This window comes from Celerinatantimonas marina (genome assembly GCF_046054165.1).
In the GTDB taxonomy this organism is placed as follows: Bacteria; Pseudomonadota; Gammaproteobacteria; order Enterobacterales; family Celerinatantimonadaceae; genus Celerinatantimonas.
Map to the genome: position 1 here is coordinate 38,492 of NZ_JBFNXK010000020.1, position 15,076 is coordinate 53,567.

General features: G+C 47.8%; 12 protein-coding genes. All 12 read right to left on the minus strand.

Features of this window, described 5'->3' with window-relative positions; all coding sequences use genetic code 11:
* Positions 1-33: 33 nt before the first annotated feature.
* Entirely contained in the window at positions 34-957 is a 924-nt protein-coding gene (gene lpxC / locus ABUE20_RS17400; RefSeq protein ID WP_408621225.1) for a UDP-3-O-acyl-N-acetylglucosamine deacetylase, read from the minus strand.
* Between the two features lie 90 nt (positions 958-1,047).
* Positions 1,048-2,214 carry a cell division protein FtsZ gene (gene ftsZ, locus ABUE20_RS17405; protein WP_408621226.1) on the minus strand — a complete coding sequence of 389 codons (1,167 nt, stop codon included), beginning with the start codon at positions 2,212-2,214 and terminating at the stop codon, positions 1,048-1,050.
* A 38-nt stretch (positions 2,215-2,252) separates the two neighbouring features.
* A complete protein-coding gene (ftsA, locus tag ABUE20_RS17410; protein ID WP_408621227.1) occupies positions 2,253-3,509 on the minus strand; it encodes a cell division protein FtsA in 1,257 nt (418 codons plus the stop codon).
* On the minus strand, positions 3,490-4,242 hold the full coding sequence (locus ABUE20_RS17415; RefSeq protein WP_408621228.1) for a cell division protein FtsQ/DivIB: 753 nt from the start codon (positions 4,240-4,242) through the stop codon (positions 3,490-3,492). The genes ftsA and ABUE20_RS17415 overlap by 20 nt, the downstream gene beginning before the upstream one ends.
* 149 nt (positions 4,243-4,391) lie before the next feature.
* Complete coding sequence (gene murC / locus ABUE20_RS17420) at positions 4,392-5,852, minus strand: UDP-N-acetylmuramate--L-alanine ligase (protein WP_408621229.1); 1,461 nt, start codon at positions 5,850-5,852, stop codon at positions 4,392-4,394.
* Positions 5,853-6,926: an undecaprenyldiphospho-muramoylpentapeptide beta-N-acetylglucosaminyltransferase gene (gene murG / locus ABUE20_RS17425; RefSeq protein WP_408621230.1), complete on the minus strand. Its 1,074-nt coding sequence runs from the start codon at positions 6,924-6,926 to the stop codon at positions 5,853-5,855.
* Complete coding sequence (gene ftsW, locus ABUE20_RS17430; RefSeq protein ID WP_408621231.1) at positions 6,923-8,119, minus strand: cell division protein FtsW; 1,197 nt, start codon at positions 8,117-8,119, stop codon at positions 6,923-6,925. Before ftsW ends, murG begins: the two co-directional genes overlap by 4 nt.
* Positions 8,116-9,414 carry a UDP-N-acetylmuramoyl-L-alanine--D-glutamate ligase gene (gene murD, locus ABUE20_RS17435; RefSeq protein ID WP_408621232.1) on the minus strand — a complete coding sequence of 433 codons (1,299 nt, stop codon included), beginning with the start codon at positions 9,412-9,414 and terminating at the stop codon, positions 8,116-8,118. The genes ftsW and murD overlap by 4 nt, the downstream gene beginning before the upstream one ends.
* A gap of 10 nt (positions 9,415-9,424) precedes the next feature.
* Positions 9,425-10,507 (minus strand): phospho-N-acetylmuramoyl-pentapeptide-transferase, encoded by a 1,083-nt coding sequence (gene mraY / locus ABUE20_RS17440; protein WP_408621233.1) that lies wholly within the window; start codon positions 10,505-10,507, stop codon positions 9,425-9,427.
* On the minus strand, positions 10,507-11,883 hold the full coding sequence (locus ABUE20_RS17445) for a UDP-N-acetylmuramoyl-tripeptide--D-alanyl-D-alanine ligase (protein WP_408621234.1): 1,377 nt from the start codon (positions 11,881-11,883) through the stop codon (positions 10,507-10,509). Before ABUE20_RS17445 ends, mraY begins: the two co-directional genes overlap by 1 nt.
* Positions 11,877-13,346, minus strand: a complete 1,470-nt coding sequence (murE, locus tag ABUE20_RS17450) for a UDP-N-acetylmuramoyl-L-alanyl-D-glutamate--2,6-diaminopimelate ligase (RefSeq protein WP_408621235.1) — start codon at positions 13,344-13,346, stop codon at positions 11,877-11,879. The genes ABUE20_RS17445 and murE overlap by 7 nt, the downstream gene beginning before the upstream one ends.
* A complete protein-coding gene (locus ABUE20_RS17455) occupies positions 13,336-15,072 on the minus strand; it encodes a peptidoglycan D,D-transpeptidase FtsI family protein (protein WP_408621236.1) in 1,737 nt (578 codons plus the stop codon). The genes murE and ABUE20_RS17455 overlap by 11 nt, the downstream gene beginning before the upstream one ends.
* Positions 15,073-15,076: the final 4 nt, after the last annotated feature.

Genomic DNA, 15,076 nt, shown 5'->3' on the forward strand with positions numbered 1-15,076 from the left:
GCCGCTATTTTAATGTGTAATCAGCCTGTAAAGCTAAAAAGCTGGAATAGGCTGTGTATAAGCTACTGGAACATCGGCTGTTTCATCGTCGAAAGTTACAATCTCATAGGCTTGAGGTGTAGCCAACAACTGACGCGCCAACATATTATTCAACGCATGGCCCGATTTATAAGCACATAAGTGTCCCAAAATCGAATGTCCGGTCAGTGATAAATCACCAATAGCATCCAATACCTTATGCTTCACGAACTCGTCGTCATAACGAAGCCCTTCTTCGTTAATAATCCGATATTCATCCAACACAATCGCATTGTCCAAACTACCGCCCAGCGCCAAATTCTGAGATTGCATAAACTCAACATCCCGCAAAAAACAGAACGTCCGAGCCCGACTCAGTTCTTTAACGAATTTCAGGCTATCGAAATCCATCGACAAACTCTGATTACGACCTGCAATCGCCGGGTGCTGGAAATCAATGTCAAAATCGATCTTAAATCCGGCAGGATTTGGCCGCAATTCAGCCCATTTGCCACCATCGCCTTCTACTCGAACCGTTTCTTTAATTCTTAAAAAACGTTTCAGCGCATTCTGCTCTTCGAAACCAGCAGACTGCAATAAAAAGACAAATGGACTTGAGCTTCCATCCATAATCGGCACTTCAGGCGCGTCGACTTCAATCACCACATTATCCAAGCCCAATGCGGCAATAGCGGATAACAAATGCTCAACGGTCGCAATGCGTTGCCCGTTTTCATTCGCTAACCCTGTACACAACATTGTATCTCGAACTAAATCAGCTCGCGCTGGAATGACTGCAATCGGATCCAGATCCACCCGGTGGAAAACGATTCCCGTATTAACCGGTGCCGGATTGAGAGCAATGGTCACCTTGTTGCCTGAATGCAAACCAATCCCTGTTGCCTTAACAGGTTTAGCTAAAGTTCGCTGTTTAATCATGGGCATCAAAACCTCTCGTCAAATCCGGCCGATAGAAATTGGTCGGACATGTTATCATAATTTTAGGCCAATGTGCAGCATTACGACAACTTAGTCAGCCTGACGACGTAAAAATGCTGGAATATCTAAATATTCTAAATCATTTTTCTGTTCAGGCGCTGCTCCTGGATGGCCACCACCAACCGCAGCTTTTTCTTCAGGTACGGGTACTGAATTGCCTTGCATACCAGATGCCATTTGTACCTGTGGTTTAGGCGTTTCTTTCACACTGCTATTCACCAGTGTGATATCCGGCCGTCGTTCAGCACCGATCCCAGTAGCAACCACTGTGACACGAAGCTCTTCACTCATCTCAGGATCAATAACCGCACCGACCACAACGGTTGCATTTTCTGACGCAAATGCTTTTACCGCATTCCCCACAGTTTCAAATTCTTCGATACTCATATCGAAACCAGCCGTGATATTCACCAAAATACCACGAGCCCCCGCCAAATCGACATCTTCCAGTAATGGGCTTGAAATCGCAGTTTCAGCCGCTTCTTCAGCGCGATCATCGCCTTTGGCAATCCCGGTTCCCATCATTGCTGTACCCATTTCCCGCATGACAGTACGCACATCGGCAAAGTCAACGTTAATCAGACCCGGACGAGTAATCAGTTCTGCAATCCCCTGCACGGAACCCAGCAACACATTATTGGCTGCTTTAAAGGCATCCAACAGTGAAACACCACGCCCCAGAACTTTAAGTAACTTATCATTCGGGATGGTAATCAATGAATCGACACTTTTACTTAATTCATCAATACCACTTTGAGCAAAGCCGCTGCGTTTTTTACCTTCAAACGCAAAAGGTCGAGTCACAACGGCCACGGTCAGAATACCTAGCTCTTTCGCGACTTCAGCCACTACTGGAGCAGCCCCTGTGCCGGTACCACCGCCCATACCTGCTGCGATAAATACCATATCGGCACCACTTAGCAAATCTTGAATCTGTTCACGATCTTCAGTGGCTGCATCCCGACCGACTTCAGGATTTGCACCCGCACCGAGCCCTTTGGTAATACTGCTACCAATCTGCAATGTTTTATCTGCAGACGAATTGCGCAGTGCCTGTGCATCGGTATTAATTGCAATAAATTCCACACCTTCAATGGATTGTTGCACCATATGCTCAACGGCGTTGCCACCGCCACCGCCCACACCGACCACCTTAATAACGGCTTCGTCAGTATGACTATCCATAATTTCAAACATAACTCTCTCTCCGCATTTAAAAATTCATCAAGTGATGACTAAAATTCACCCTGGAACCAGCTTTGCAGCCGTTTCAATAAACTTCCTACAGAACGGGATGCTTTATCATCGGTAAAGCGTTCATAGCGATTTTCCCTTCCATAATGCAACAGGCCAACAGCCGTTGCGTACGTTGCTGACTGAACATATTCCGTGAGACCAGCGATCCGCTCAGGCTGCCCGACCCGAACTTGGCACTGCAAAATTTGCTCAGCACATTCAACAATTCCTTCCATTTGAGCCGCGCCGCCGGTAAGGACAACCCCTGCTCCAAATTGGTGTTTAACACCTTGTTTTTTTAATTTATCCCGCAACTCATCTAATTCAGCTTTCACCATACCCAGCAATTCACTGTAACGGGGCTCAATGACTTCCGCTAAAGTCTGTCGCTGTAAACTACGTGCGGGACGACCACCGACACTAGGGACCTCAATGGTTTCATCACGACTCACCAATTGCCCCATGGCACATCCATACTGGACTTTCACATTTTCAGCATCACTTAAAGGCGTTCCAAATGCATAAGCGATATCACTAGTCACAGAATTTCCAGCATAGGGGATCACGGTGGTATGTCGCAGTGCTCCGCCGGTATAAGCCGCCAAATCCATTGTGCCTGCCCCCATATCTACCAGACAGACACCTAATTCTTTTTCATCTTCAGTCAATACAGCATAACTAGAAGCCAAGGCTGAAAAAATCAGCTGTTCCACTTTCAGCCCACACCGTTCAACACATTTGACGATATTGCGAGCCATATCATTGTGGCAAGTAATCAAATGAACTTTGGCTTCCATACGGACCCCAGACAGACCAATTGGATTTTTAATCCCTTCCTGATAGTCAATGGCAAATTCCTGAGGTAGGACATGCAACACTCGATGTTCATCTTTTAACCGAACCGACTTCGCAGTATGAATTGCATTATCAACATCCTCTTGAGTCACTTCATCTTCATTAATCGGGACCATGCCTTTTTCATTCAGACAACTGATATGTTTTCCTGAAACACCTAAATAAACGGAACTTATCTGATAATCCGCCATCAGTTCAGCTTCATTTACCGCACGCTGAACCGATTTAACCACGGCTTCCAGATCATTAACGCCCCCTTTATCCATCCCTTTGGCCGGATGACTGCCAACCCCAATAATATTCAGTTGGTTATCCGGCAGAATTTCACCAATCAACACCGCAACTTTAGAGCTGCCTATATCGAGGCCTACTATGAGATTTTTATCTGTTGTTTTGGTCATTCTCTGTCGAATCCTGTTGCTTCTTCCAACCGATCGCTAATCCATTGTTATAGCGTAAATCCGCATAAGCCATCTTTTCTGGATGCAATTGATTATAAAGTTTTACAAATCGTTGCAATCGTTCCATCCGGTCTTTCTGGACCAGCCTCAATTCTATCCCGTTCGATAGTGTCACTACCCACGAATCACGCTCGTTCAAAGTGACCGAACGTATCGTTAATTTTAATCCGGCAACGATCTGCTGCATCTGTTGCCAATTTTCCAAAACCTTAGGCGCTTCATCATCCGGGCCATGTAACGACACCAAAGGCTCTTGTAACCGAGTCTGAGGCGCATCAAAAATCACCCCTTGCGTATTTAATAACGCTGCATTATTCCAGTGGGCGACAGGCTCTTGCTCCTGTAAAAACACCCTTAACTTATTAGGCCATTGCTTTCGCACGCTGGCCTGCTGCACCCACGGCAATGCCACTAACGCCTGCTGAACTTTATTCACATCCAGCGTAAAAAAGTTGCCCGACTTTGGGACATTAGCTAACGCCCGCTGCAAATCGGCATCCTCAACATACTGCCGTTTTCCTGAAATCAGGATTTCGGTCATCGGCATTAACCGGCTATTGCTAAGCCGCTGGTAGATAGCCCAGCATCCCCAACTGATGGAAACAATAACTACGATAAAAAAGAACAATCCTCCCAGACGCTTAAGATCAACTTCTCTGAAATTTTTGCTCATTCGCAGCCGTGGTATCCATCTCACCGTATTGAGTTTCCTATCACTTTTTGGTGCAAATTTAACATTATACCGCCCACTGAATTACCTTTAAATGCTCTATCTAATTCATTTTTAGCCAAATTTTTAAATTAGGGGCCACGAATATCCTTCTATAGCCCAGCTTCAGAGCCTTTCATTTTGTCAATATTCAGTTCCAGCTCTGCCAAACGGCGGGCCAACATTCCAATATTTCCGGCACCTTGTGTAATCACCAAATCATTATCAGCTACCACCTCAGATAAACATCTCGGCAGTTCCTCTGGTGATGCAACATAAATAGGTTCGATCCCGCGTTGCCGAAGCGAACGGCAAAGCGCTCGGCTATCAACTCCAGCAATCGGCTCCTCTCCGGCGCTATAAACTTCCAAAAGTAACAACTGATCGACCTGACTGAGCACTTTAATAAAATCCTCATAAAGATCCCGGGTCCGCGTATACCGATGTGGCTGATAAGCCATCACTAAACGCCGATCAGGCCAAGCTTGCCGAGCTGCAGCAATAGTTGCCGCCACTTCAGTCGGATGATGACCGTAATCATCCAGTAAAATAGCCCGGCCACGACCCGTTTCAAATTCACCATATTGCTGAAAGCGACGGCCAATGCCTTGGAATTTATTCAACGCGGCCACAATAAATTCATCGGCGATCCCATCTTCACTCGCAATCGCAATCGATGCTGCGGCATTAAGCGCATTATGCCGCCCTGGCATCGCCAGATCGATCGACAAGGGTTCCCGATTCACTCGAATGACATCGAAAGTACACCGATCCCGATGTTGCTCAAAATTCTCAATCCGCACATCAACATCATCGGAAAAACCATAGGTAATCACCTGACGCCCAACTTGTTCGATCAATGCACGAACCACTGGATCGTCACCACACATCACAGCAACCCCATAAAAAGGCAAGTTATGTAAAAACTTGATAAAAGTTTCCTGCAACTGCTGAAAATCACCACCGTAGGTATCCATATGATCCGCTTCAATATTAGTCACAACGGCCATCATCGGTTGTAAATGTAGAAACGATGCATCGCTCTCGTCTGCTTCGGCGATCAAATAACGACTCGATCCTAACCGAGCATTGGTCCCAGCACTATTGAGCAGCCCACCAATCACAAAAGTTGGGTCCCGCTGAGCTTCGGCATAGATCGATGCGATCAAACTCGTCGTCGTCGTTTTGCCATGAGTCCCGGCAATGGCGACCCCATGCCGATACCGCATCAACTCCGCTAACATTTCAGCCCGCCGCACCACCGGGATCCGCTGAGCTTTGGCTGCTAAAACTTCCGGATTATCATCATGAATAGCCGATGAAACGACGACCACACTCGCTCCGACTACATTTTCAGCATGATGTTCATAAAAAATAGTGGCACCAATGCGACTTAAGCGTTCCGTCATCAAATTATGCTGCCGATCCGAGCCGGTCACCTGATAGCCTTCATTAGCTAATACTTCCGCAATACCGCCCATGCCAGCACCACCGATACCAACAAAATGGATCCGTTTCACCCGGCGCATTTCCGGGATCATCAACCGTAATTTAGCTAATTCAACTTTTGTCATTTATTTACTCTTTTTTATCCACTGTTGGCAGATCCCGGCCACTTGCTGGGCCGCATCGGTAACCGCCAATTCAAGCGCTTTATGGGACATCTGCTCACGCAGTTGTGGCGATGAAAGCTCTTGTAATAATTCACTTAACTGCAACGCATATAGTTGAGACTGGGGTAAAATTCGAGCCGCACCACAATCTGCTAAAAACGCTGCATTCCGAGTTTGATGATCATCAACGGCATGAGGCAACGGGACAAATACCGCAGGCAATCCAGCCGACGCTAACTCGGAGACCGTCAGAGCCCCGGCCCGACAGATCACTAAATCAGCCCACTGATAAGCCTCAGCCATATCATCAATAAATTCTTCAACCTGAACCTGATTGACACCTAACGCTCGATACCGTTGCAACGTATCTTCTACATTGCCTCGCCCAACCTGATGGCGTACCTGCAGAGCTAAATTGCCACAAGATTGAATCGCGCCAGGAAGCTGTTCATTTAAAACCTGAGCGCCGAGACTGCCCCCAACGATCAAGATATTCATTCTCTGTGTAAAAATGCGAACCCGCTGACCGACGGCCAATACATCTTGACGCACCGGATTTCCAACCACGATCCCTTTGTCCAAAACTCCCGGGAAAGCCGTTAACACCTGATTCGCCATACGGCTTAACCAACGATTGGTCATGCCAGCCACAGCATTCTGTTCATGGATCAACAACGGGATCCCCATCAGTCGAGCCGCAACACCACCGGGACCGCTGGCGAATCCCCCCATCCCCAGTACGACATTCGGACGAATTCGTTTCATCACCCGACGAGCCTGACAAATCGCTTTCAATATCTTCCAGGGAGCCACTAACTTACGAAGCACGCCGTTTCCCCGAACGCCTTTAATATCTAAAAATTCAATATCAAAGCCATACTTGGGCACTAAATCCGCTTCCATCCGGGTAGATGTTCCCAACCAAGTCACCTGCCATCCCTGAGCTCGTAATAAGCGAGCTACAGCTAATCCAGGAAATACATGGCCGCCGGTTCCACCAGCCATCACCAATAAATGGGGGGCTTGCTGATTCATAAAGCATCCCTCCGATGAGCAGGTTGACGAGCCAAACGCCACTCATAATCAATACGTAACAATAATCCGATTGCGATAGACATCACGAGTAAACTGGAGCCCCCATAGCTCACCAAAGGTAACGTTAATCCTTTTGTCGGTAACATTCCGGAAGCCGCCCCAATATTGACCGCACTTTGAAAAGCAATCCAAATACCGATCCCGCAAGCGAGATAACCTTCAAAGGGTTGTTCGCTTTGCAAAGCCCGACGACCAATGGCTATCGCTTTATAAGCGAGCCAGATAAATAACAGCAAAACGATACAAACGCCAATAAATCCAAGTTCCTCTGCCAAAATAGCCATCACGAAATCGGTATGTGCTTCTGGCAAATATTCCAGCTTGAGTACTGAATTTCCAAGCCCCTCTCCAAACCATTGTCCCCGACCAAATGCCATCAGAGATTGGGTTAGCTGATAACCACTACCGAAAGGGTCCTGCCAAGGATCCAAAAACGAAGTGACCCGGCGTAATCGATAAGGCTCCGTCACAATCAGGAGTCCCACCGAAAGCATGCCCGTTAATAACAGGCCAAAAAACTGAACCAGCTTAGCCCCAGCAATAAATAACATGCCGATCGTGGTGACAAACATCACCACGACCGTTCCTAAATCGGGCTGCGCCAGAATCATAATCGCCAACACAAACAACACCGCCAGCGGTTTCACAAACCCTTTCAAATTCTCGCGAACTTCGTGGTGCCGACGCACCAGATAACCGGATAAATAGGCAAACAAAGCCAATTTGGCAAATTCTGCCGGCTGTACGTTAAAAGGCCCAAACCCTAACCAACGAGCACTCCCGTTAACACTGCGTCCGACGACCAGCACCGCCAGTAAGGCCAACATAGCCACCAGCAAAAATTTCGAATTATGCTGTTGCCACCAACTCACCGGGCTTTGCACCGTCAGCGCCATCACCACTAAACAAATCACAATGTAAACTGCATGGCGCTGCACAAAAATAAACGGATGATGATGCAAGGCCATACTCTCAGCAATTGATGCCGAAGCCACCATGACCAGTCCCAAACACAACAGACCCAATGCCAAAAGCAGCAGCTGACGATCATAGAGCCGCGAATCCTTATCTGGATCGTCAAGCACCCAACGAATCGCGCTCACAGGCCAAAGCAGGGTCGTTAGGGATTTCATAATGCACCGACCAACTGACGAAAATGCTCGCCACGCTGTTCAAAACCGTTATACATATCCCAACTGGCACACGCAGGAGACAATAATACGCGATCCCCTTCCCGTGCCTGACGCGCACACCATTGAATCGCTTCAGCCAAATCAGCGACTCGTTGTGCACTTGGAAAGACAGCCTGGATCTGATCGGCATCCCGACCAAATAAAACCACGCCGCCAAGCGGTTGCAACCAAGGTGCTAATTCACTGAAATCAGCCCCTTTTCCATCGCCTCCGGCAATCAACCAAGTTTGTCCCGGTTCATTCGCGAACCCTTGCAGTGCCGCAACCGTTGCGCCGATATTGGTCGCTTTAGAATCATTGATCCAACGAATCCCTCGGGTTATCGCAACTAATTCACAGCGATGGGCCAATCCGGAAAAACGCTTCAAAACGCTGATCATCGCTTCTCTCGGGATCCCGGCTGCATCACCTAATGCGATGGCGGCCAAAGCATTAGCCCAATTATGACGACCACTCATCCGTAATTCTCGACAAGGGAGCAATGCCTGCGATCCAGCCATCAACGTTGGCTCAAGCCCCCCGATCCAATAATCACTCTGCTGAGCCAAAGAAAACTGCACCAGATGCTCTGGCTCAATAGGATATGTTTGAGCATCATCCGCATTCACAACACAAACCTGGCAATGTCGATATATCCGCCGTTTCGCCGCACCATAAGCAGCTAAATCATCGTAGCGGTTCATATGATCGGCACTGACATTCAAAACCGTCGCCCCACAAAGCTGCAGCGAATCCGTAGTTTCCAGCTGAAAACTAGATAATTCCAGCACATACAGAGCTGCCGGTTGCGCTAATAAATCCAATGCCGGAGTTCCGATATTGCCCCCGACGGCCACCTGGATCCCTGCTTCCCGAGCCATTTCACCAACTAACGTGGTAACCGTTGTCTTACCGTTACTCCCAGTAATACCTATCACCGGAGCCTTCACCGCCAATGCAAATAACTCAATATCGCCAATGACTTGTTTTCCCTGAGTTCGGAGCGATTCAAACAACGGGGTCTGCACCGAAATTCCCGGACTCACAATCAATACATCACACTCACCAACCAGCTTTTGATCCAGTGCGCCGGTGTGTAAAAGGAGCGATTTGGGTAATTGATCCGCCAAAGCCGGATGCTCACGGGTATCAAACACAACCGGAGTAATATCTTGAGCCACTAAATAGCGAACCACCGATAATCCAGTCTGACCGAGACCTATCACGCCATATGTCAATGTCTGATCTAATGCCATCTTATTCTCCTTAACGGACTTTCAGGGTCACAAGCCCGATAAGCACTAAAATCAATGAAATAATCCAAAACCGTACAATTACCCGCGTTTCAGGCCAGCCTTTCAATTCATAATGATGATGGATCGGAGCCATCCGGAAAATTCGCTGCCCCCTGAGCTTATAAGACCCTACCTGCAAGATGACCGAAATCGTTTCAACGACAAACAAGCCCCCCATAATCACTAACAAGAACTCCTGTCGTACCAACACGGCCACAGCCCCTAATGCCGCACCAATCGACAAGGAACCCACATCGCCCATGAAAACCTGTGCCGGATAGGTGTTAAACCATAGGAAAGCAAGCCCCGCCCCAGCCAAAGCCGTACACACAATCACTAATTCACTCGCTTGTGGGACATAAGGAATAAATAAATATTCTGAAAAGTGGCTATTGCCGGTCAGCCAAGCTACGAGCGCAAAGGCCCCAGCCACCATAACCGATGGCATAATAGCCAAACCATCTAAACCATCGGTTAAATTGACGGCATTACTACTGCCCACAATGACAAAATAGGTTAGCGGAATGAAAACCCATCCTAACTGAGGCATTACTTCTTTAATAAAGGGTAATACCAGCTGGGTTTGACTCGGCGAATCGGCCATGCAATAGATAAAAATACCGACACTTAAAGCCACCACTGACTGCCAAAAATATTTCCAGCGAGCGACTAAACCATCGGTATTTTTGCGTACTACTTTCCGGTAATCATCAATAAAGCCAATCAGCCCATAGCTACCGAACACATACAACATAATCCAGACATAGGAATTATCCAACCGAGCCCAAAGCAGCGTCGACAGAAAAACCGCCCCGATAATCATCGTACCGCCCATCGTTGGCGTGCCCGATTTGGATAAATGGGTTTTAGGACCATCATCACGGACCGTCTGACCGATCTGCAACTGCTGGAGCCGACTAATCATTTTAGGACCAATCCATAAGCCAAAAATCAACGCCGTCAGAAGCCCCAGAATAGCTCTGAACGATAAATAACTGAAAAGTGCAAAAGCATGGATATACGGTTCAAGGCACCCAGCTAACCAAACTAACATTAATTGACCCTATTAAATTGTTGTTGTAAAAAACGAACGGTTTGCTCCATTTGACTACTTCGGGAGCCTTTAATCACAACACAACAGGGCTGACCAGCCTGTTGGCATTTTTGTAAAACATCCAGTAAATTTCGCTGAAGCTGCGATTGTGTCACAAAATAATGACCCCGTTCACCCGCGGCAATCACCGCATTTTGCATCAACGGCCCGGTTGCCATCAGCCGCAGTTGCCGTTCATGGATCTCTTCTCCCAACTGACGATGAGCACTTACCGCAAGTTCACCTAATTCGCCCATATCTCCGGCGACCAGTATCGCTTCACCGGGGAACCGACAAAGCACATCCAGCGCGGCTGTAAATGAACTAGGGTTTGCGTTATAAGTATCATCAAACACAGTGACGTATTCACTTAACGGTAATCGGCGCAAACGACCTGCCACGCCACTAAATTCACTGAGCACCCGCCCGATCACCGGAAGGGAAATCCCCATTTGCAAGGCGACAGCCGCAGCTGCACAACTATTTTTAACGCTATGCTCCCCGGGGACCTGCAAACGTACTGATACCGAATTTTGCTGATACCATAATTCAAACTGATAACAACCATCAGACAAACGCTGCCGAGCCTGGGTATACACATCAGCCGGCGCATCGAGAGCAAAGGTCATGCATTGAGCCGGTGCCGCCCGCTGTACAAATAAATCCTGATACGGGCTATTCGCTTCAAAAATGGCACTACCGCGTTCATCAAGCTGCGTAAAAATCTCACTCTTGGCTTGAGCGACCCCATCTCGGCTACCAAACCCTTCAATATGCGCATCACCAATATTATTAATCAGTGCCACATCCGGTTTCGCGATCCCTACGGTATAAGCGATCTCACCGGGATGATTAGCCCCCAATTCAACCACAATAGCCTGATGTTCCGGAGTCAATCGCAATAAAGTTAGAGGGAGGCCAATATCATTATTAAAATTACCCTGCGTAGCCAGCACATCGAATTGAGTTCGCAAAATAGCGGATAACATTTCTTTGACGGTGGTTTTACCATTACTGCCAGTAATCGCCGCAACGGTTCCAATAAATTGCTGGCGTTGCCATGCAGCAATTTTTCCAAGAGCGATCCGAGTATCATCGACCCGAACCTGAGCAATATCGATATCCACCCAATGTTCAACTAAAACTGCACGAGCCCCTTGCTCGTACACAGACTGAACATAGTTGTGACCATCAAAATGTTCACCGACTAAAGCGATAAACAGTTGGTCCGGAGTAATTTGCCGACTATCGGTCGATATACTATGTATCGAGACACTGTCTCCCCGGACTTCACCTGCGCAAACCTGAGCAATCTGAGCGAGTGTCATAGTTAGCATAGTTGCGCCTCCAAAAGCTGTTGCACGATACGTCGTTCATCATACGGACGTTTCTCATGCCCTATAATTTGGTAATCTTCGTGCCCTTTCCCTGCCAGCAAAATCATGTCTGTTTCGCCAGCTAGTGACAGTGCATCCTTTAAAGCCTGCTGGCGATCCAACTGGATCCGAACAGCCTTCAAATCATTAAATCCCGGTAAAATATCCGCCACAATGGCCTCTGGGGATTCGGTGCGCGGATTATCATTAGTGACGATCACCCAATCGGCATTCTGTTCAGCCGCTGCGGCCATTAATGGTCGTTTGCCTCGATCCCGGTCCCCACCACAGCCAAAAATACAAATGAGTTGTCCCTTACAATGCTCTCTCACTCCTTGCAGTGCTTTCGCTAAAGCATCCGGGGTATGCGCATAATCAACAACAACTTGAGTATTCCCGGTAAACAGTTCCATTCGCCCGGGAACATTGTGCAATTGCTGACAAAGCTGCAACATCGATGGCGTTAATAACGCCAAGCCATCTAAACAACTCACGGCGGCAAGGGTATTACTGATATTAAAGCGTCCTAATAGCGGAATTTGCAGCGTTTGCGTCGAAGCAGGGCCGTGGATTTCAATTTCTGATCCGGTCGGCATCAATGCCAGCAAATGCGCTGTCCAGTCAGCGTCTGATTCCAAGCTATAACTGATAGCGCCGGCATATTGGCGAAGTAACTGTTGTCCAAAGGGATCATCCCGATTAATCACCTGAACCCGATTTCGAGTCATCTCAAACAATCGCGCTTTTGCCGCACCATAAGCTTCCATGGTTCCGTGGTAATCAAGGTGATCTCGGGTTAGATTGGTAAAAACAGCGGCACTAAATGGGATCCCATCCACACGTCCTTGAGCTAATCCATGAGACGAAACTTCCATTGCCACCAGTTCAATGCCCTGCGTCGCAAATTCATGTAACTGACGGTAGATAGTAAAAATATCAGCAGTCGTGTTGATCGCTCCACTTAACTGTCCAAGACGACCATTCCCCAAAGTTCCCATGACCGCTGACTGAATTCCGGAGAGTTGTGCCAAAGAAGCAATCAAATGCGTCGTGGTACTTTTACCATTGGTGCCAGTCACACCCACGATATATCGGGGTAAATCGACATAATAACGCCGTGCCAACTGAGCTAACCGGTCTTTAAGATCATAACAGTAGATAACCGGAACATGCTGAGACCAACGCAGTGAACCATGTTCATGCTCATCTTCAGTTTCTGCCAATACCGCACTAGCTCCAGCGTGAATGGCCGCTTCAATATAGCGACGACCATCACTGGCTATCCCTTGAATCGCCACAAACAGCGCATCCGAGGTAACCTGACGGCTATCAATCACAATCGAGCGAATTTCGATACGCTGAGCATCCTCGGCTAAATCAGCCGAAAACCAATCTGTCATCAGTTGTGATAACTTAGCCTTCATTGTTAGACTCCGACGATTCATCCAGAGAAACCAGATGGATCCCATTACCATCAGGTGGAATATTCAAATAACGAAGGCTACCGGACATCACTTTCGCAAATACAGGAGCGGCAACCTGCCCGCCATAATAGTGATCGCCTTGCGGGTTGTTGATGACCACGGAGATAGCTAGGCGCGGATGTGTCACCGGTGCCACACCGGCAAAAAGCGCCACATAGTTATCACTATATCCACCGGCATGGGCTTTACGACTGGTACCGGTTTTACCCGCCACTTGATATCCGGGAACCTGGGCCTTAGAACCAGTACCGTCATCACTGACTACCGATTCGAGCATTTTTAAAACCATTCGAGCATTTTTTTCACTAAAGACTCGTTTTCCTTCAGGCGGTGTATCTACTTTCAGAATCGAAACCGGTCGGTTAATACCACCACTGCCTAAAGTGGCGTAAGCATGCGCCAGTTGCAGTGGAGAAACTGTCAATCCATACCCAAAAGCAATCGTTGCCAGTTCAAAATCAGACCATCGCCGCCGCTGAGGGATCACCCCGGTCGTTTCACCATCAAGGCCCAATCCCAAAACATTCCCGAATCCCACATCATAGTAGGTATGCAAAAGAGGCATCACGCCAGTTCGAATCGCTAGAGTAGCTGCCCCAATATTGCTTGATCGCTCCAGGATCTTCGTCAACGTCATATTGCCGAGCACTTCATCATCCCGGACTTTATGCCCGCTAATTGAAATATAACCGGGATTATTATTGATAATGGTATTTCGGTTCGCCTTGCCTTGCTCTAAGGCAGTCAGAACCGTAAATGGTTTCATTGTCGAGCCCGGCTCATAGGCATCTGTGACCGCTCGGTTACGATAGCGATAGCTTTGGAGCTGGCTGCGATCGTTAGGGTTAAACGAAGGACTATTGGCCATGGCCAACACTTCACCGGTATGAATGTCAATCACAACCACACTTCCCGAAGTGGCTCCGGAGGCTTCAACTTCGCGCTTGATCTCCCGATAAGCTAAAGTTTGGATCCGTTGATCCAAACTTAAATGAATATCATGTCCCGATTGTTGTTGCTTAATTACCGACAGATCTTCAATGGTCCGACCTAGCCGATCTTTTCGGACAACTCGTTCACCGGACTGCCCGGTGAGCCATTTGTCATAGGCGAGTTCAACCCCTTCCTGACCATGATCATCGATGTTAGTAAAACCAACCAGATGAGCACTAATTTCACCTGCCGGATAAAAACGTCGTGATTCAGGTTTGAGATAAACACCGGGAAGATTCAATTCTTGAATAAAATGACCTAACGCAGGATTCACCTGACGTTTCAGATATACAAAACGTCGTTTGGGATTACTGATCCGCTGCTGGAGTTCAGCCGGGTCCAAATGCAAGGCTTCGGCTAAAGCTTTCCACTTACGGGTCTGCGCTAAACTATCGGTTTGAGCAATACGCTTCGGATCAGCCCACACCGCCCGAACTGCAACGCTGACCGCCAGTTCATTGCCGTTACGATCTGTGATCATCCCGCGTTGCTCTTGCGTTTTTTCGGTTCGGACTGAGCGCATGTCCCCCTGAGTAATCAGGGTTTTAGAATCCACAACCTGAATAAAAGCGACTCGACCAACCAAAGCCAAAAAGACAGCCGCAATCGAGCCGAGCACCATATAAATGCGCCAGCGAATAAATAATTGGGATGACTTAGGCTTGCGTCTCATGATC